19 protein-coding genes are annotated in these 17,307 nt (G+C 70.8%); 11 read left to right on the forward strand and 8 right to left on the reverse strand.

The window, feature by feature from the left end:
• The first annotated feature begins 4 nt into the window (after positions 1 to 4).
• From HHX37_RS04795 to HHX37_RS04805, 3 genes are read left to right on the forward strand one after another with little or no spacing between them, the layout of a single operon-like run.
• Complete coding sequence (locus tag HHX37_RS04795) at positions 5 to 1,432, forward strand: aldehyde dehydrogenase family protein (RefSeq protein ID WP_182883050.1); 1,428 nt, start codon at positions 5 to 7, stop codon at positions 1,430 to 1,432.
• Positions 1,422 to 1,661: a hypothetical protein gene (locus HHX37_RS04800; protein ID WP_138459369.1), complete on the forward strand. Its 240-nt coding sequence runs from the start codon at positions 1,422 to 1,424 to the stop codon at positions 1,659 to 1,661. The genes HHX37_RS04795 and HHX37_RS04800 overlap by 11 nt, the downstream gene beginning before the upstream one ends.
• Entirely contained in the window at positions 1,654 to 2,529 is an 876-nt protein-coding gene (locus tag HHX37_RS04805; protein ID WP_111697361.1) for an aldehyde dehydrogenase family protein, read from the forward strand. The genes HHX37_RS04800 and HHX37_RS04805 overlap by 8 nt, the downstream gene beginning before the upstream one ends.
• Here the strand turns inward: HHX37_RS04805 and rho are convergent.
• Both rho and HHX37_RS04815 read right to left on the reverse strand, forming a co-directional pair.
• Positions 2,526 to 3,677, reverse strand: a complete 1,152-nt coding sequence (gene rho, locus HHX37_RS04810; protein ID WP_182883048.1) for a transcription termination factor Rho — start codon at positions 3,675 to 3,677, stop codon at positions 2,526 to 2,528. The two genes, HHX37_RS04805 and rho, sit on opposite strands and share 4 nt — an antisense overlap.
• Positions 3,678 to 3,952: 275 nt before the next feature.
• Positions 3,953 to 4,531, reverse strand: coding sequence for a hypothetical protein (locus HHX37_RS04815; protein ID WP_111697359.1), 579 nt, complete (start codon positions 4,529 to 4,531; stop codon positions 3,953 to 3,955).
• A gap of 172 nt (positions 4,532 to 4,703) precedes the next feature.
• Here HHX37_RS04815 and HHX37_RS04820 point away from each other — a divergent pair, with 172 nt between their 5' ends.
• From HHX37_RS04820 to HHX37_RS04830, 3 genes are all read left to right on the forward strand, one after another.
• Positions 4,704 to 4,919 (forward strand): PspC domain-containing protein, encoded by a 216-nt coding sequence (locus HHX37_RS04820; RefSeq protein WP_111697358.1) that lies wholly within the window; start codon positions 4,704 to 4,706, stop codon positions 4,917 to 4,919.
• 72 nt (positions 4,920 to 4,991) lie between these two features.
• Positions 4,992 to 5,627 (forward strand): lipoyl(octanoyl) transferase LipB, encoded by a 636-nt coding sequence (lipB, locus tag HHX37_RS04825; protein ID WP_244460920.1) that lies wholly within the window; start codon positions 4,992 to 4,994, stop codon positions 5,625 to 5,627.
• 164 nt (positions 5,628 to 5,791) lie between these two features.
• On the forward strand, positions 5,792 to 6,256 hold the full coding sequence (locus HHX37_RS04830) for a tetratricopeptide repeat protein (protein ID WP_182884593.1): 465 nt from the start codon (positions 5,792 to 5,794) through the stop codon (positions 6,254 to 6,256).
• Positions 6,257 to 6,309: 53 nt separating this feature from the next.
• Here HHX37_RS04830 and HHX37_RS04835 read toward each other — a convergent pair whose 3' ends face one another.
• From HHX37_RS04835 to HHX37_RS04855, 5 genes are all read right to left on the reverse strand, one after another.
• Positions 6,310 to 7,884 carry an amino acid permease gene (locus HHX37_RS04835; RefSeq protein ID WP_182883046.1) on the reverse strand — a complete coding sequence of 525 codons (1,575 nt, stop codon included), beginning with the start codon at positions 7,882 to 7,884 and terminating at the stop codon, positions 6,310 to 6,312.
• A gap of 11 nt (positions 7,885 to 7,895) precedes the next feature.
• A complete protein-coding gene (locus HHX37_RS04840; protein WP_182884594.1) occupies positions 7,896 to 8,813 on the reverse strand; it encodes a phosphotransferase in 918 nt (305 codons plus the stop codon).
• Between the two features lie 102 nt (positions 8,814 to 8,915).
• A complete protein-coding gene (locus HHX37_RS04845) occupies positions 8,916 to 9,722 on the reverse strand; it encodes an SAM-dependent methyltransferase (RefSeq protein ID WP_182884595.1) in 807 nt (268 codons plus the stop codon).
• A 61-nt stretch (positions 9,723 to 9,783) separates the two neighbouring features.
• Complete coding sequence (locus HHX37_RS04850; protein WP_182877584.1) at positions 9,784 to 10,662, reverse strand: sugar kinase; 879 nt, start codon at positions 10,660 to 10,662, stop codon at positions 9,784 to 9,786.
• Between the two features lie 91 nt (positions 10,663 to 10,753).
• Positions 10,754 to 11,299 carry a type 1 glutamine amidotransferase domain-containing protein gene (locus HHX37_RS04855; RefSeq protein ID WP_182884596.1) on the reverse strand — a complete coding sequence of 182 codons (546 nt, stop codon included), beginning with the start codon at positions 11,297 to 11,299 and terminating at the stop codon, positions 10,754 to 10,756.
• A 211-nt stretch (positions 11,300 to 11,510) separates the two neighbouring features.
• On the opposite strand from HHX37_RS04855, the gene HHX37_RS04860 reads away from it, so the two are divergent.
• Complete coding sequence (locus HHX37_RS04860) at positions 11,511 to 12,299, forward strand: DUF72 domain-containing protein (protein WP_182884597.1); 789 nt, start codon at positions 11,511 to 11,513, stop codon at positions 12,297 to 12,299.
• A 48-nt stretch (positions 12,300 to 12,347) separates the two neighbouring features.
• Here the strand turns inward: HHX37_RS04860 and HHX37_RS04865 are convergent, their stop codons facing one another.
• Positions 12,348 to 12,908 (reverse strand): hypothetical protein, encoded by a 561-nt coding sequence (locus tag HHX37_RS04865; protein WP_182884598.1) that lies wholly within the window; start codon positions 12,906 to 12,908, stop codon positions 12,348 to 12,350.
• A 222-nt stretch (positions 12,909 to 13,130) separates the two neighbouring features.
• Between HHX37_RS04865 and glnII the strand changes: the two genes are divergently transcribed.
• From glnII to HHX37_RS04885, 4 genes are all read left to right on the forward strand, one after another.
• Positions 13,131 to 14,144: a glutamine synthetase gene (gene glnII / locus HHX37_RS04870; RefSeq protein ID WP_182883040.1), complete on the forward strand. Its 1,014-nt coding sequence runs from the start codon at positions 13,131 to 13,133 to the stop codon at positions 14,142 to 14,144.
• Between the two features lie 120 nt (positions 14,145 to 14,264).
• Positions 14,265 to 15,371, forward strand: a complete 1,107-nt coding sequence (locus HHX37_RS04875; RefSeq protein WP_259406155.1) for a glycerophosphodiester phosphodiesterase — start codon at positions 14,265 to 14,267, stop codon at positions 15,369 to 15,371.
• Between the two features lie 236 nt (positions 15,372 to 15,607).
• Positions 15,608 to 16,549, forward strand: coding sequence for a metal ABC transporter substrate-binding protein (locus HHX37_RS04880; protein ID WP_182884599.1), 942 nt, complete (start codon positions 15,608 to 15,610; stop codon positions 16,547 to 16,549).
• Complete coding sequence (locus HHX37_RS04885) at positions 16,546 to 17,307, forward strand: metal ABC transporter ATP-binding protein (protein ID WP_111697344.1); 762 nt, start codon at positions 16,546 to 16,548, stop codon at positions 17,305 to 17,307. Before HHX37_RS04880 ends, HHX37_RS04885 begins: the two co-directional genes overlap by 4 nt.

Genomic DNA, 17,307 nt, shown 5'->3' on the forward strand with positions numbered 1-17,307 from the left:
AGTCATGTTCGAATACGCACCCGCGCCCGAGTCGCGGGACATCGTCGACATCCGGCCGTCGTACGGCCTTTTCATCAACGGCGAGTGGGTCGAGCCGCAGGGCGAGGAGCGCCACAAGACCGTCAACCCGGCCACCGAGGAGGTGCTCGCGGAGGTCGCGTGGGCGGGGGAGGCCGACGTCGACCGCGCCGTGGGGGCCGCCGCCAAGGCCTTCCCCCTCTGGTCGGGCATGCCGGGCGCCGAGCGGGCCAAGTACCTGTTCCGGATCGCCCGGATCATCCAGGAGCGGTCGCGTGAGCTGGCCGTGCTGGAGACGCTCGACAACGGCAAGCCGATCCGCGAGTCGCGCGACGTGGACCTCCCGCTGGTCGCCGCCCACTTCTTCTACTACGCCGGCTGGGCCGACAAGCTGTCGTACGCCGGGTTCGGTCCCGACCCCCAGCCGCTGGGGGTGGCCGGGCAGGTCATCCCGTGGAACTTCCCGCTGCTCATGCTGGCCTGGAAGATCGCGCCCGCGCTGGCCTGCGGCAACACGGTCGTGCTCAAACCCGCCGAGACCACGCCGCTGACCGCGCTCGCCTTCGCCGAGATCTGCCGGCAGGCCGACCTGCCGCCGGGGGTCGTCAACATCGTCACCGGCGCGGGCGAGACGGGCGCCGCGCTCGTCGCCCACCCCGGCGTGGACAAGGTCGCCTTCACCGGCTCCACCGAGGTCGGCCGCCACATCGCGAGGAGCCTCGCGGGCACCCGCAAGAAGCTCACGCTGGAACTCGGCGGCAAGGCCGCCAACATCGTGTTCGAGGACGCCCCGATCGACCAGGCCGTCGAGGGCGTCGTCAACGGCATCTTCTTCAACCAGGGCCACGTGTGCTGCGCCGGGTCGCGGCTGCTGGTGCAGGAGTCGGTCGCCGCCGACCTGCTGGAGGCGCTCAAGCGGCGTCTCGGCACGCTCAGGCTCGGCGACCCGCTGGACAAGAACACCGACATCGGCGCGATCAACTCGGCCGAGCAGCTCGCGAAGATCCGTGAGCTGTCGGAGGCCGGGGAGGCGGAGGGCGCCGAGCGCTGGTCGCCCGCCTGCCCGATCCCGGACCGCGGGTACTGGTTCCCGCCCACCCTGTTCACCGGCGTCGCCCAGTCGCACCGGATCGCCCGCGAGGAGATCTTCGGGCCGGTGCTGTCGGTGCTGACGTTCCGCACGCCCGCCGAGGCGGTGGAGAAGGCCAACAACACGCCGTACGGGCTGTCGGCGGGCGTGTGGACGGAGAAGGGCTCGCTCATGCTGTGGATGGCGTCCCGGCTGCGGGCGGGCGTCGTCTGGTCCAACACGTTCAACCGGTTCGACCCCGCCTCGCCGTTCGGCGGCTTCAAGGAGTCGGGGTACGGCCGCGAGGGCGGGCGGCACGGTCTGGAGGCCTACCTTGCGGTATGACCGATGTGACCGTCACGCGGCCCGGCCGCACGCCCGCTGCGACGACGGACGCCGCGGCCGCCTGGCCCGCCGGGCCGACGCGGGAGCCGGAGAGGGCTTCTCCCGGGCCCGCCGCTCCCGCCGCTTCGCCGTACGGCACGGGTGGTTCGCGCACCGCGGCGGCGTGTGCCGGTGCGGCCAGACCTACCAGCCCGCCCGTCCGCTCGAGATTGGAACCTTCGATGAGTGAGCAGGCCGCGCGGCTGGCCGTGCGCAAGACGTACAAGCTGTTCGTCGGCGGCGCGTTCCCGCGTTCGGAGAGCGGAAGGTCGTATGCCGTGACCTCCTCCAAGGGAGACTTCCTCGCGAACGCGGCGCGGGCCTCGCGCAAGGACGCCAGGGACGCCGTATCGGCCGCCCGGAAGGCGTTCTCCGGGTGGTCGGGCGCCACGGCGTACAACAGGGGCCAGATCCTGTACCGGATCGCCGAGATGCTGGAGGGCCGGCGCGCGCAGTTCGTTGCCGAGGTCGTCGACGCCGACGGCGTCTCCGCGAAGAAGGCCGGCGAGCTGGTGGACGCGGCGGTCGACCGGCTGGTCTGGTACGCGGGCTGGTCCGACAAGATCGGGGCGGTCCTCGGGTCGGCCAACCCCGTCGCCGGGCCGTACTTCAACCTGTCGAGCCCGGAGCCGACCGGCGTGGTGGCCGTGGTCGCCCCGCCGATGGGCCCGCTGCTGGGCCTGGTCAGCGTGATCGCGCCGGTGATCGTGACCGGGAACACGTGCGTGGTCGCGGCCTCCGAGCGGGCGCCGCTCCCGGCGATCACGCTGGCCGAGGTGCTGGCGACCTCCGACCTTCCCGGCGGGGTGGTGAACATCCTCACCGGCTCGTCCGCCGAGATCGCTCCCTGGCTCGCGGGCCACATGGACGTCAACGGCATCGACCTGACGGGCGCGGACCCCGATCTGGCCGTCACGTGCGAGGAACTCGCCGCCGAGAACCTCAAGCGGGTGCTCCGGCCCCCGGCCGGCCGCGTGGACTGGCTCGCCGACCCCGGCATCGAGCGGATGACGGCGTTCCTGGAGACCAAGACCGTCTGGCACCCCATCGGGGTCTAGTTCTTCGCCAGGGCCAGGAGGAGTTCGGCGTTCGAGCCGGTGTTCTTCAGCGAGCCGAGGAAGCGCTCGAACGACTCCTGGTCCTGCAACGCCCGCCGCAGCCGCCAGATCAGCGGCAGTTCGGCGGCGTGGAGCAGCAGTTCCTCCCGGCGGGTGCCGGACGCGACGACGTCGACGGCGGGGAAGACGCGGCGGTCGGCGAGGCTCCGGCTCAGCTTGAGCTCCATGTTGCCGGTGCTCTTGAACTCCTCGAAGAGGTTGTCGTCCATCTTCGAGCCGGTCTCGACCAGCGCGGTCGCGAGGATCGTCAGCGAGCCGCCGCCGGCGATGTTGCGGGCGGCACCGAGCACCTTCTTGGGCTGGTGCAGGGCCCGGGCGTCCATGCCGCCGGTCAGCACCCGCCCGCCGCTCGGCGCGGCCATGTTGTACGCCCGGCCGAGGCGGGTGATCGAGTCCATGAGCACGACCACGTCCCGGCCGGTCTCCACCAGCCGCTTGGCCCGCTCGACGGCCAGTTCGGCCGCCGCGATGTGGTCCTGCGGCGGGCGGTCGAAGGTCGAGGCGACCACCTCGGCCCGGACCGACTCGCGCATGTCGGTGACCTCCTCGGGCCGCTCGTCCACCAGGACGACGATGAGGTGGCACTCGGGGTGGTTGGCCGTGATCGCGTTCGCGACGGCCTTGAGGAACATCGTCTTGCCGGCCTTAGGCGGGGCGACGATCAGGCCACGCTGCCCCTTGCCGACCGGGGCGAACAGGTCGATGACGCGGGTGGCCAGGACGTTCGGAGCCGTCTCCAGGCGCAGCCGCTCGTCGGGGTGGATCGGCACGAGGTCGGCGAAGTCGGGCCTGGCCTCACCGGTGTCGACGGGGGCGCCGTTCAGCGAGACGACGGAGGCGAGTCGGCCGTTCTCCCCGGCGCCCCTGACCAGGTCGCCGCGGCGCAGGCCGTACCGCGCCACGAGCGCGGCGGGGACGGCCACGTCCTTCGGCCCGGGCAGGTAGCCGCGGGAACGGATCACCGCGTTCCGGCCGGCGAAGTCGAGCAGGCCGCCGACCTCGGTGGCCACGGTCGCGGAGGCGGCGGCCGGGGCCCGTCGCGGGCGGGAGGAGCGCTGCTTGGGAACGGTGAGAGTGGTGGTGGTCATAGGACTCCTCGGTCCGGGAATGTGCGGGGTCCCCCTTGGGACTCACACGCACGCAATGGGGTTCTCCGCTGGAGGCGGATCGTGGGACGCCGCGCCCGAAGGACGGACAGGATCGCACCCGTCAGATCGCGGATCGCAAGATCACGGATCGCGCGGGAGGCCTCGTGTCGGCTGGTCGCCGACGGAAGATATGCGGTGCGCGTATGGGCTCGAACGGAGCCAGAACCATACGGCTACCGCCGACTATAACAGTCGCGGCCGTTCCGGTGATTCCCTCACCTTGCCTGGAGCGCGTCGAGGGCCACGGCCATGGCGATGACCAGGCGGCGGTCGAGGCGCGGGTCGTGGATCTCGATGGCGTACCGGTCGCGCAGGCCCCAGCGGCGGTCGACCGAGAACGCGATCGAGGCGCCGATGCTGAAGTCGAAGTGGTAGGGCAGCCACTCCAGCGAGTCGGCGAACCGGCGCAGCAACGCGACCACGAGGTTCCGCTCGTGGCCGGTCAGCGTCGGCAGGCCGGGCTGCTGGAGATGCCAGGTCGAGCGGAGCAGCGACTGGCCGAAGTTCTTGCGGAAGGTCCCGATCGACGTTCCGGCGTGGTCCACGACGTCGTACTCCCCGGCGATGTCGAGCACCTTGCGCGCCTTGAAACCGGCGAGGACCGTCTCCCGCGACTCGTCGGTGTAGAGCGTCACCTGCTCCTTGAGCGCCATCCGCTTCTGCTCGGCGAAGCCCACCAGCTCGCCCTCGGAACCGCCGGGACCGGCCACATGGACGACGTACCTGTTCACCATCATGGTGATCTTCTGCCGCAGGTACAGGCGGGTCTGCCCCTGCAGAGTCGCTATATCCATGTGTAACTCCCACGACGGTCTTTTGGCTCCGTATATGCCCCCTTCCACGAGAAGATCACCGGCCCGGAGCCCTGAATCGCCGAATCAGGGAGGGTCAGGGTTTTATCAGGGTTCCTCGCGGAACGTGAGGTGTCGAACGGTCCGTTGTATCGGATGACGAAAGGAACCGACGATGTACCGATCGAGACAGCACAAGATGATCGCCGGCGTCTGCGGCGGGCTCGCGGAGCGGTGGGGCACCTCGCCGACCGTCATCCGCGTGTTGTTCCTGTTGTCCTGCCTCCTGCCCGGCCCCCAGTTCGTGGCCTACATCATCATGTGGGTGATCTTCCCCAAGGCCCCGGCCGCGTCCACAGCGGCCTACGACTACTCGTACGACCGCAGGTAGGCGGCGCGGGGCCGCGCGGGCGCGTCTATGGCGCAGATCGGAATATGCTCACATCGGGAGAGGTGAGCGATGATGCGGCGACGGCCCCTGACGCTGATCCAGGACGACCTGGTCGACTACGAGAAGGCTATGGAACGCATGGCCGCCCTGGTCGAGGAACGGCAGGACGACGCACGGCCCGACACACTGTGGCTGCTGAGTCATCCGCCGGTCTTCACCATCGGGAAGCGCACCCTGGAGTCCCATCTGCCCGACCCGGCCGCCGGCATCCCCGTGGTGCCGACCGGCCGCGGCGGTCAGCTCACCTACCACGGCCCCGGGCAGCTCGTGGGCTACCTCGTCGTGAAGCTGGGCACCGGCGAGGGCGTGGTCGACTACATCCGCGAGGTCGAGCTGCGCCTGGTGGAGGCGCTGGCCGCGCTCGGCGTCCCCGCCGAGCGGCGCGACACCCCGCCGGGGTCGGAGCTGCTGACCGGCGTGTGGACCAGGGACACCGGCCGCAAGATCGTGTCCATCGGCATGCGGGCGAGCCGGTCGGTCACGAGCCACGGCTTCGCCCTCAACGTGGAGGGCGACCTCACGCCGTGGAACCTCGCGATCCCCTGCGGGATGCCGGACGTGGAGATGACGTCGATCGCCCACGAGCTCGGCCGGGCCTCCATGGAGGAGACCCGCCGAGCCGTCGCCACCGCCTTCGAGTCCTCCTGAGCCGGCCCTGAAACACGTGGACGGCGCGGGGTGGCCGTAGGCCGTCAGGAAAGCGGGTCGTACTGGAACTCCCGGACCTTCCCGGCCCTGCCTTCCGGCATGCACTTGGCGAGATGGGACAAGTAGGCTGCCCTTGATCGTTCGCGACGGTGAAGGAGTGGCTCATGGCCGCCGACCCGACGATGGCCCGGATCGGCCAGGCGGTGGAGTTGCATCACGGTCAGGGTCAGCGTGAAGCCGCTCGCGACCTGTTCGCGCGGATCTGGGATGACATCGGCGGTGAGCAGGGCGACCCGCTGCATGTCTGCGTCCTCGCCCACTCGATGGCCGACGTGCAGGACGACGTCCACCAGGAGCTGATGTGGGATCTGCGGGCGCTCGCCGCCGCCGATCTCGTCACCGACGAGCGGGTGGCCGATGTCGGGGTGCCGCTCTCGGTGGCGGGCCTGTATCCGTCGCTGCACCTGAACCTGGCTGAGTGCTACCGCAAGCTGGGCGATCTCGACCGCGCCCGTGAGCACCTCCGGCAGGCGCGGGCGGAGATCGGGGCGCTTGGCGACGACGGGTATGGGCGGCTCATCAGGGGCGGTCTGGAGCGACTGGCCGAACAGCTGGGTGAGCCCACCTGACCGCGTCCCGTACGGCCCGCCCCGGGGCGGGCCGCACGGAGGGGTTCGCCGGGTTATGCGACGGGCTCGGGTTCGTCCACGCCGCCGACGCCGTCCATACCGTCCACGGTGTCGACGGTCCGGCGGGGGCCGGTGAACCAGTGCCTGGCCGACAGGCGCCACCACAGGGCGATGCCGATGAGCACGGCGCCCACGGCGATGGGGGCGTAGTTGACCGACGTCCAGGTGAAGCCGGGGTCGCCGGGCACGCCCGCGGGTGAGATGGGCAGGACGAAGTAGACCGAGATGATCGCGATCTCGATCACGGCGATCCAGCAGAGTGCCCGGTACTTGCGGCCCAGCGTCCACGGGCCGGTCTGGAAGGAGTCGCCGGCGCGCAGCCGCAGCCAGATCGGGATGAGGAACGCGAGGTAGAGCCCGATGACCGCGATGGACACCACCGCCAGGAACGCCACCGGGGTCGCGGAGCCCTCGGGGGCGTACAACGCGGGCAGCGTGATCAGCAGCGCGACGGCGCAGCCGCCGATGATCGCGTTCACCGGCGTGCGGTTGCGGTCCACCTTCGACCACAGCCGCCAGCCCGGCACCGCGCCGTCGCGGGAGAACGCGTACGTCATCCGGGACATCGACGTCACGCAGCTCATGCCGCAGAAGAACTGCCCGATCGTGGAGATGCCGAAGACGACGGTGGCGAGGGTGGACGACAGCGACGAGGTGAAGATCGCCCCGACGAAGCCGCCCTCGGCGTTGACGGCGTCCACGTTCGTGGCGGCGAACAGGAACGCCAGCAGCAGGATCCAGCCGCCGATCGCCGAGTAGAAGATCGACTGCCAGAGGCCCTTGGCCGCGGCGCGGGCCGCGCCGTGCGTCTCCTCCGACACGTGCGCGCAGGCGTCGAAGCCGGTGATCGTGTACTGCGTGAGCAGGAAGCCCAGCGGCAGCACGTACAGCCAGAAGGCGGGCCCGGAGTCGCCGCCGCCGAAGCCGGAGTGGTTGAACGTCTCGAACAGGAAGCCCACGCTCTGGTGCTTCGACGGGCCGAAGACCAGGATCAGCACGACGGCCGCCGCGCCGAACACGTGCCACCACACCGAGATGTTCTGCAGCAGCGAGATCAGGCGGTGGCTGAAGATGTTGATCAGCGCGTGCAGCACCAGGACGATCGCGAACAGCAGGAAGGTCTGGTGCAGCGCGTTGCCGTTCGCCCAGGAGTCGCTGAACCGGCCGACCACGATGTTGAGGAACGTCGCGCAGCCGTAGTCGACCGACGCCGTGACCGCGATCAGCCCGATCAGGTTCAGCCAGCCGGTGAACCAGCCGTGGACCGGCCTGCCCAGCTTGGCGGCCCACCAGTAGATGCCGCCCGCCGTGGGGTAGGCGGAGACCAGCTCCGCCATGCAGAACCCGATGATCAGGATGAACGCCGAGATCAGCGGCCAGCCGACGGAGATCGCCAGGGGCCCGCCGTTGTTCCAGGCCTGGCTGAAGGTGGTGAAACAGCCCGCCAGGATCGAGATGATGGAGAAGGAGATCGCGAAGTTGGAGAACCCGCTCCACGTGCGGGCCAGTTCCTGCTTGTAGCCGAGTTCCGCCAGTCGTTTGGCGTCGTCGTCGAGGGCTTGCGCCACTGAGGCCTCCTCTAACCGGTGCGGGGTTTCCGGACGCCGTCGAGCAGGCGTCCGAAGCTGGGATCCCCGAGGTCGCGTACGGCTTGGGCGAACTTGCCGGCGGCCTCGGCGGAGTAGTCGAATCCGGGCATGGCCCCGGAGCGGACCAGCCCCTGGTGGACGACGAACCAGAGGGTCCAGGTGAGGTTGGCCATGATCAGGTTCAGCCGTACGCGGGGGACGTGCTCGTCGTCGCCGAAGTAGGCCCGCGTCAGCCGTACGACCTGGCCGGGGTCGAAACCGGCCTCGGCGGCGATGTCGCCCAGCTCGAAGCAGGGGTCGTTGTTGCCGGACAGCTGGTAGTCCACGATGCGGACGCCGTCACCGGTGGCGATGAGGTTGCCGCAGATCAGGTCGTTGTGGCAGGGGACGGACGGCAGCGGGCGGCGGGCCAGCGCCGCCTCGATCTCGTACGCCAGAGGCAGCACGTCCTCGAACCCGGCGGGCAGGGCCAGGTCGTGGGCCCGGCAGCGGGCCAGGTAGTCCCGGAGCGTGCGGAAGATGGAGAAGTCGTTGCCGAACCGGGGCCCGGCGTGCAGGCGGCGGCAGGCGGCCGCCACCTCCTCGATCCGCGCCGCCACGGCCGGGACGTCGAGCGCGACGCCCTCGACGTACTCCAGCACGAGGGCCCCCGGCAGCACGTGCACGACCCGGGGGCCGACTCCGGCCGCCGCCGCGGCGACCGTGTTGGCGATCTCCTGGTCCAGTGGGATGCCGAGACCGGCCTCGGTGATGCGCGGGTCGAGCACCCGCAGGATCCAGCGCTCGCCGTCCGCGCTGTCGATCCTGGCGACGTGGTGGCTGAGCCCGCCCGTGATCCTGGTGAACGTCAGCGGCCGTCCGGCCCAGCCCGCGACGACATCCCGCACGTCACCGACGGGATCTGGCATGCCCGGCTCCTTTGGTCTGCCTTCAGACCATTGCTTCGATTCTCCGGGCGGGGTGTTACGGGACGGTACCAATGTCGCAACGTCCCGCGTCCCTGACGAGGGTCAGCGCACGCGGCCCATGCCGCCGAGCGCGCCGGCCTTGCCGTCCCGTACGGAGACGTAGTCGGCGTCGGGCCGCCACTCCTGCAGCGGCACCACTCCCGGCTCGACGAGGTCGAGCCCGTCGAAGAAGGCGAGGATCTGCTCCCGCGACCGGGAGGTGGTGCCGGGGACCGAGGTGCGGCTGAAGACCTTGCGGCCCTCCTCCTCCTGGTCCTCGCTCAGTTCGCCGAGCGAGCCGTGCGAGACCACCAGGTAGCCGCCCGGCGCCAGCGGGGCCCGGAGCGCTGTGACGATCTTCAGGGCCTCCTCGTCGTCGGGGACGAAGTGCAGCACCCCGAGCAGGAGGACGGCGACCGGCTGGGAGAAGTCGAGGTGCGCGCGGACCTCCGGACGGTCCACGAGCGCCTCGGCCTCGCGCATGTCCGCGCCGACCGCGATCACCCGCTCGTTCTCGGCGAGGAGCGCCCGGGCGTGGACCAGGACGATGGGGTCGTTGTCCACGTAGACGACGCGCGACTCCGGGGCCAGCTCCTGGGCGACCTGGTGGACGTTGCGCTGCGTGGGAAGCCCGGCGCCGATGTCGAGGAACTGCCGGATGCCCTGCCGCGCGAGGTGGGTGACGGTCCGGATCAGGAACTGCCGGTTCTCCCGGGCGATGTCCGGAAGGTTGGGCAGGATCTCGATGATCTTCTGGGCGGCCTCGCGGTCCACCGCGAAGTTGTCCTTGCCGCCCAGGTAGTAGTCGTACATCCGGGCGACGCTGGGTGCGAACGGATCAACGCCCGCCGGTGCCCTCTGCTCGTCCACGGCACCCCTCCTCGTCGTACAGCAAGGATGGTACCGGTCTTGATCGGGATATCACGGACACTTACGGCGGAAGCTCGCCGCGGGTCGGGAGGCCCTGCCACGAGCTCGGGCTGGCCACGGAGAAGGCGGCCACGGAGATGCCGCGTTTGAGCCGGTCCGAGGGGTGGAGCCCGTCGAGGATCGCGCTGAGATAGCCCGCCACGAACGCGCCGCCGACCTCGGAGGGGTCGACGGACGTCACGGGGGCGGCCTGGGTGTCGTAACGCAGGCCCTCCACGGTGGCGCTGGCGCCCTTGGCGCCCCGGGTCACGACCAGTTCGGGGATCGACGCGAGCACCGGTTCCACGAGCCCGAGCTCGTCCTGGGTCGCGAAGAGCACGTCGGCGCAGGCGGCCAGCTCGGTCAGGCCCTGCCGTGCCTCCTCCACGCTGTCCCACAGGTGCGGGCGGTGGTTGACGTCGACGGAGACGAGCACGCCGGCGTCCTTGGCGAGCTTCGCCGCGTGGTGGACGGCGCTGTAGGCGTAGCCGCTCAGCCCGACGGTGACGCCGGTGACGTGGAGGATCCGGGCGGACTGGACGGCCTCGCCGGGCACGTCCCCGGTCGTCAGGCGGGATCCCGCCGAGCCGCCGCGGTAGTACGCCGCGTGCGACGACCGGCCGATGCGCCGCTGGCGGACGACGAGACCGGTGGACGCCGTCGGATCGACCCGTACGGACGATACGTCCACGCCCTCGCCGCGCAGGACGGTCATCGTGCGGACGCCCAGTTCGTCGGCGCTGACCCGGCCCAGCCAGCTCACCGAGTGGTCGAGCCGGGCCAGGCCGACCGCCGTCGTCAGCTCGGGTCCCTCCACGTCGAGGCGGGTGCTCGCGTCATGCCGGAGCCGGTCGGCCGAGACGACGGCCAACGCCTCTCCGAGCGTGAATACCTCGGTCATGCGCTGCGTCCAGGGGGTAGCACCGGAAAAGCATGGCAGACCGTGATCCGCTCGGAAAGGGCTCTGGAACGATCCCGCGCCGCGCGGGGGCTCAGCCGCCGAACGCGTCCACGGCGGCCTGGCAGAACGCCTTGAGGTCGTCCGGCTTGCGGCTGGTCACCAGCGTGTTCGGGCCTCCGGTGCAGACCACGACCTCCTTGTCCACCCAGGTCGCCCCGGCGTTGCGCAGGTCGGTCCGCAGGCTCGGCCACGAGGTGAGCGTGCGCTCGCGCACCACGTCGGCCTCCACCAGCGTCCACGGCGCGTGGCAGATGGCCGCGACCGGCTTGCCCGCGTCGAAGAACTCCTTGACGAACCGTACGGCCTCCGGCTTCGTCCGCAGGAAGTCGGGGTTGGCGACTCCGCCGGGGAGGACCAGCCCGTCGAAGTCCGACGCGGCGACGTCTCCCGCCACGGCGTCCACGGGGAACGTGTCGGCCTTGTCGAGGTGGTTGAAGGCCTGTACCCGGCCCTGCTGGGTGGAGATCAGTTTCGGCGTGCCGCCCGCCTGCTCGACGGCCTTCCACGGCTCGGTGAGCTCGACCTGCTCAATCCCCTCGGGGGCGACGAGGAATGCGATCGTCTTGCCCTGAATCATCGTGCTTCCTCTCTGTGTTTCCCGCTTCGCTCGTCGGGGCGCTCACATCCGCCGTCTTCCCTCGTCGCTCGTCCCTCGCTCCTCGGTCCAGATCGGCGGCGCGCCCCTCCGGCTCGCTCGGTGTTTCCCGCTTCGCTCGCGTTTTGCTTGTTTTTGGCTACGCGTGCCCGGCGATCCGCGATCTATGCCGTTCGCGGGGTAGGAAGCGGACATGCCCGTGCTGGTGGGGACATCGGGATGGCAGTACGCCGACTGGCGCGACCTCGTCTACGGGGGAGTGCCGCAGCGGCTGTGGCTGGAAAGGTACGGCGAGATCTTCGCCACGGTCGAGAACAACAACGCCTTCTACCGGCTGCCGAAGCGGGAGACGTTCGAGTCGTGGCGGGAGCGCACCCCGCCGGACTTCGTCATGGCGGTCAAGGCCAGCCGCTTCCTCACTCACATCAAGCGGCTGAAGGACCCGGAGGAGCCGGTGGACCGGCTGATGAGCGTGGCCGAGGGCCTCGGCCCCAAGCTGGGGCCCATCCTGCTCCAGTTGCCGCCGACCCTCCAGGCCGACGCCGTACGGCTGCGGGCCTGCCTGGCCCGGTTCCCGTCCTCGGTGCGGGTCGCGGTCGAGCCGCGGCACGCCTCGTGGTGGACGGCCGAGATCCGCGATCTGCTGACGGAGTTCGGGGCCGCCCTCTGCTGGGCCGACCGGCTCGGACGGCCTGCGGGGCCCCTGTGGCGCACCACGAGCTGGGTCTACCTGCGCTTCCACGAGGGCCGGGCCGACCCCTGGCCGACGTACGGGCGGCGCGCGCTGCGCAGCTGGGCCGACCGGCTGGGCGACGTGCCGGACGCCTACGTCTACTTCAACAACGACCCGGGCGGAGCCGCCGTACGCAACGCCGTCACCTTCGCGGAGATCGTGTGCGCGCGGGGGCGGGAGGTGACCAGGGTGCGGCCTCCCGCGGGTCTGGGCGGCGAGGCCCACCGGCTGCAGCCCGCCCCCTCATAGGTGTGTCTCCCGCTGAGGGGGCGGGCCGCCGCCGCCCGGACACGCCGGTCAGGCGTGCCGGTCGTCGGCCGCGTGCCGGCCACCCGCGACCAGCTGGTCCGGCGACGACTGCCGGGGCACGGAGAGGCGGTGCGGTGCGGTGTCCCGCTCGGCCCGGTTCTCGGCCCTGGCCTCGGCCCTGTCGTCGACGCCGTCCCGGTCCCGGTCGACCTTGGGGTAGGCCGCGGTGACCGGAGCCACGCCGTCCCGCTCGGCCTCGGCCTCGGCCTCGGTCTCGGTGGCGGGGGTGGTCGCCGGCGACGACTGGAGACGGCGCTCCAGCTCGCGCTTCTCGGCCTCCAGGCGGGAGACGCGGTCCCGCTCGGCGAGGCGCGCTTCGCGCACCTTGCGGCGCTTGACGGCCCCGCGGCGCAGGCCGCCGGTGATGAGCATCAGGCCGACGACGAACACGGCGGCGGTCACCACGCCGGCGATGAAGAACTCGAACGGGCTGAGGTTGAAGGTGCGGTCCAGCACCGTGATCGGCATCGTGTTCGCGGTGTCGTTGACCGACACCTCGATCACCGCAGCCGCCGCGATCAGGACCAGAAGCAGGCCCAGTAAGACCATCTGCCGTCACTCCCTGGTGCGGTTTGCGATTCGTGGACGCACTCCGTCTGCCCTCAAAGGCGCGGATCATGTGCTCCCGGTCACAACGGGGCAGCGGTTTGTCAAGCAAAGAACACGCGTTAACACCCTGGTTACAAACGGGCAAAGGTTACGAAATGCCAGAACGGCACTCTCAAGCGTGGCGGACGAACGCCAGGCCGCCTCGCTTCGAAAGGGATCGACGTGACCTACAAGGCCGAGTACATCTGGATCGACGGCACGGAGCCGACCGCGAAGCTCCGTTCCAAGACGAAGGTCCTCGCCGACGGCGCCGAGCCGGGGCTGTGGGGCTTCGACGGGTCCAGCACCAACCAGGCCACCGGTCACTCCTCCGACCTGGTGCTCAAGCCCGTCTTCGTCTGCCCGGACCCGATCCGCGGCGGCGACCACGTTCTGGTCATGTGCGAGGTCCTGCACACCGACATGACCCCGCACGCCACCAACACCCGCGCCGCGCTCGCCGAGGTGGACGAGCGGTTCGCCGCGCAGGAGCCGTGGTTCGGCATCGAGCAGGAGTACACCTTCTTCAAGGAGGGCCGCCCGCTCGGCTTCCCGCTGGGCGGCTTCCCGGCCCCGCAGGGCGGCTACTACTGCGGCGTCGGCGCCGACGAGGTCTTCGGCCGCGACATCGTCGAGCTGCACCTCGACCGCTGCCTCGCCGCCGGCCTGAAGATCTCCGGCATCAACGCCGAGGTCATGCCCGGCCAGTGGGAGTTCCAGGTGGGCCCGGGGGGTCCGCTGGAGGTCGGCGACCACATGTGGGTCGCCCGCTGGCTGCTCTACCGCACCGCCGAGGAGTTCGACGTCGCCGCGACGCTCGACCCCAAGCCGGTCAAGGGCGACTGGAACGGCGCCGGCGCGCACACCAACTTCTCCACCAAGGCCATGCGTGAGGGCTACGAGCCGATCATCACCGCCTGCGAGGCGCTGGCCGACAACGCGGTGGAGCACGTCAAGCACTACGGCCACGGCATCGAGGACCGGCTGACCGGCCACCACGAGACCGCTCCGTGGGACAAGTTCAGCTACGGCGTCTCCGACCGCGGCGCCTCGGTCCGCATCCCGTGGCAGGTCGAGGTCGACAAGTGCGGGTACATCGAGGACCGGCGCCCCAACGCCAACGTCGACCCCTACCTGGTCACCCGTCTGATCACCGACACCTGCTGCTCGGCCCTGGAGAAGGCCGGCCAGGTCTGATCCGGCGTCTCACCGCGTCTTTCCGTACGGCTCCCGGGTCACCCGGGGGCCGTACGCGTTTCCCGGGGAAGGCACGCGAAGGTCACGTCCGGTACGCCTGACCCGCCTAGCGTCCCGGACATGACCATGATCCGCAGATCCGCCGTCGTCGTCCTGTCCGTCCTCGCCGCCGGTACGGTGGCCGCTGTGTCACACCAGCCGGAACCCGCCGCCGCCGGGCGGGAGCGTCAGCCCGTCGTCATCGGGCACCGGGGCGCCAGCGCCCTGCGGCCCGAGCACACGCTGCTGTCGTACGAGACGGCCATCGCGCTCGGGGCCGACTACATCGAGCCCGACCTCGTCTCCACCAGGGACCACGTCCTGGTGGCCCGGCACGAGAACGAGATCTCGGGGACCACCGACGTGGAGAACCATCCCGAGTTCGCCGCCCGCCGGACCACCAAGACCATCGACGGCGTGCCGGTCACCGGCTGGTTCACCGAGGACTTCACGCTGGCCGAACTGCGTACGCTGCGGGCCACCGAGCGCATCCCCGACCTGCGCCCGGACAACGCGGCCCTGGACGGCCTGGCCCAGATCCCGACCTTCGACGAGGTCGTGGAGCTGGCGCGGCGGCGCGGTGTGGGCGTGTACCCGGAGACCAAGCACCCCTCCTATTTCGACTCCATCGGGCTGTCGCTGGAGGAGCCGCTGCTGGAGGTGCTCGGCCGGCACGGCTGGCGTGACCGGCGCGACCCGGTGTTCATCCAGTCGTTCGAGACGGCCAACCTGCGCGAGCTGAGCGGAAAGACCCGCCTGCCGCTGATCCAGCTGGTCAACGGGTCCGGCGCGCCGTACGACCGGGTGGCGGCGGGCGACCCGCTGACCTACGACGGGATGGTGACGCCCGCCGGTCTCAAGGAGATCGCGACGTACGCCGACGGGATCGGCGCGGCGACCTCTCGGGTGGTGCCCACGGGCCCCGACGGGCGCCTGCTCGCGCCGACGACGCTCGTGCGCGACGCCCACCGGGCGGGCCTGGACGTGCACGTGTGGACGGTCCGCGACGAGAACTCCCAGCTTCCGGCCGACTTCCGGCTCGGGGACCCGGCGAACCCGGCGTACGCGCGGACGACCGGCGACGTGACGGGCTGGCTGTCGCGCCTGCTCGACCTCGGCGTCGACGGCGTCTTCGCCGACAACCCCGGCACGGCCCGAGCCGTCCTCGCCGCCCGCACCCGCCGCTAGACGTCCAGCGGGAAACACCGAGCGATCCGGAGGGGCGCGCCGCCGGTCTGGACTGAGGAGCGAGGAACGAGCGACGAAGGCTGTGCCCTGGCGCGCCTCCGGCACGACCGGGCGGGTGTGAGCGCCCCGATGGTGAGCGGGAAACACGGCCCAGATGTCCTAAGTTGACAATGATTTTCATTTGCGGGACAGTTGAGTGGGATGCCTCCCCTGATACGCCGACTTGAGGATCTCTCGTGCTCTCGCCGCTTGCCCGAACCCTGTCGTCCGCCGCGCTGCTCGTCCTGTTCGCCGCGGGGTGCGGCGGCGCGGAGCCTGAGACTCCCGACGACCCGTCGCTGCCGCTGAAGGTGGTCGCGACCACCACCCAGGTCGCGGACTTCGCCCGCAACCTGGGCGGTGACCGGGTCACCGTCCACCAGCTGCTCCGGCCGAACGTCGATCCGCACGACTACGAGCCGTCGCCCGCCGACATGCAGGCCATCGCGGAGGCCGACGTGCTCGTGAAGAACGGCGTGGGCCTGGAGAAGTGGCTCGACGACACGGTCCGGGCCGCCGGCTTCGACGGCCGGGTGGTCGACGCCTCGCAGGGCGTGCCGGTTCGCGGGGGCGACGAGGAGGAGGGCGCGGGCGATCCGCACATCTGGCACAACCCGCTGAACGTCAAGACGATGGCCGCCACGATCGGCAAGGCGTTCGCCGCAGCCGACCCGGCCGACGCCGCGGCATACCAGGCCAACCTGGCGGAATACGACGCGAAGCTGGACGCGCTCGACGCCGAGATCGCCAGGAAGATCGGCTCGATCCCGGCCGACCGGCGCAAGCTGGTGACGAACCACGACGCCTTCGGCTACTACCTCGACCGTTACAAGCTGACCTTCGTCGGGTCGATCATCCCGAGCTTCGACACCTCCGCCGAACTGTCGGCCAAGCAGGTGTCCGATCTCGTCGCCGAGATCAGGGCGACCGGGACGGTCGCGATCTTCTCGGAGGCGTCGCTGCCGCCCAAGACCGCCGAAGCGATCGGCCGCGAGGCCGGGGTGACGGTCGTGGCGGGCGAGGACGCGTTGTACGGCGACTCGCTCGGCCCTGAGGGGTCGGCCGGTGCGACCTATCTCCAGATGGAGGAGCACAATACCGACACCATCGTCAACGCGTTGAGGGGGACGTCCACATGAGTGAGCGCGCGCCGACCCTGGTGATCGACCGGGCGAGCGTGGCCTACGGCGACGTCCCCGTGCTGGAGGAACTGGACGGCGTCGTCCACGAGGGCGAGGCCGTGGCGCTGATCGGCCCGAACGGCGCGGGCAAGTCGACGCTGATCAAGGCGTTGCTCGGCCTGGTCCCGGTCGTACGCGGCCGGATCGAGGTGCTGGGCACGACCCCGGCGCAGGCCCGCCGCGACGTCGCGTACGTGCCGCAGGCCGACACGCTCGACCCCGACTTCCCGGTGTCGGTCGAGCAGGTGGTGATGATGGGCCGCTACCGCCGGATCGGCTGGCTGCGCCGTCCGTCCGCCGCCGACCGGGCCGAGGTGGCCGGGGCCCTGGAGCGGGTCGGGCTGGCCGCGCGGGCCCGTGACCGGTTCGGCACGCTGTCGGGCGGGCAGCGCCAGCGGGTGCTGCTGGCCCGGGCCATCGCCGCCGGACCTCGGATGCTGCTGCTCGACGAGCCGTTCAACGGTGTCGACGCGGTCAGCCAGCATGCGCTGCTGGAGGCGATCGGCTCGCTCAAGGAGCAGGGCGCCTCGGTCGTCGTCAGCACCCACGACCTCGCCATCGCGCACCTGGCGTGCGACGAGGTGTGCCTGCTCAACCGGCACCAGTTCGGCTTCGGCCCGACCGGCGACGTGCTGACGCCCGAGCGGCTGCGCGCGACGTACGGCGGGCACGCGCTCGAACTGCGCGGAGACCGCGTGATCGTGACCCAGACGTGA

The organism is Microbispora sp. H10885 (assembly GCF_014161415.1).
Lineage (GTDB): Bacteria > Actinomycetota > Actinomycetes > Streptosporangiales > Streptosporangiaceae > Microbispora > Microbispora triticiradicis.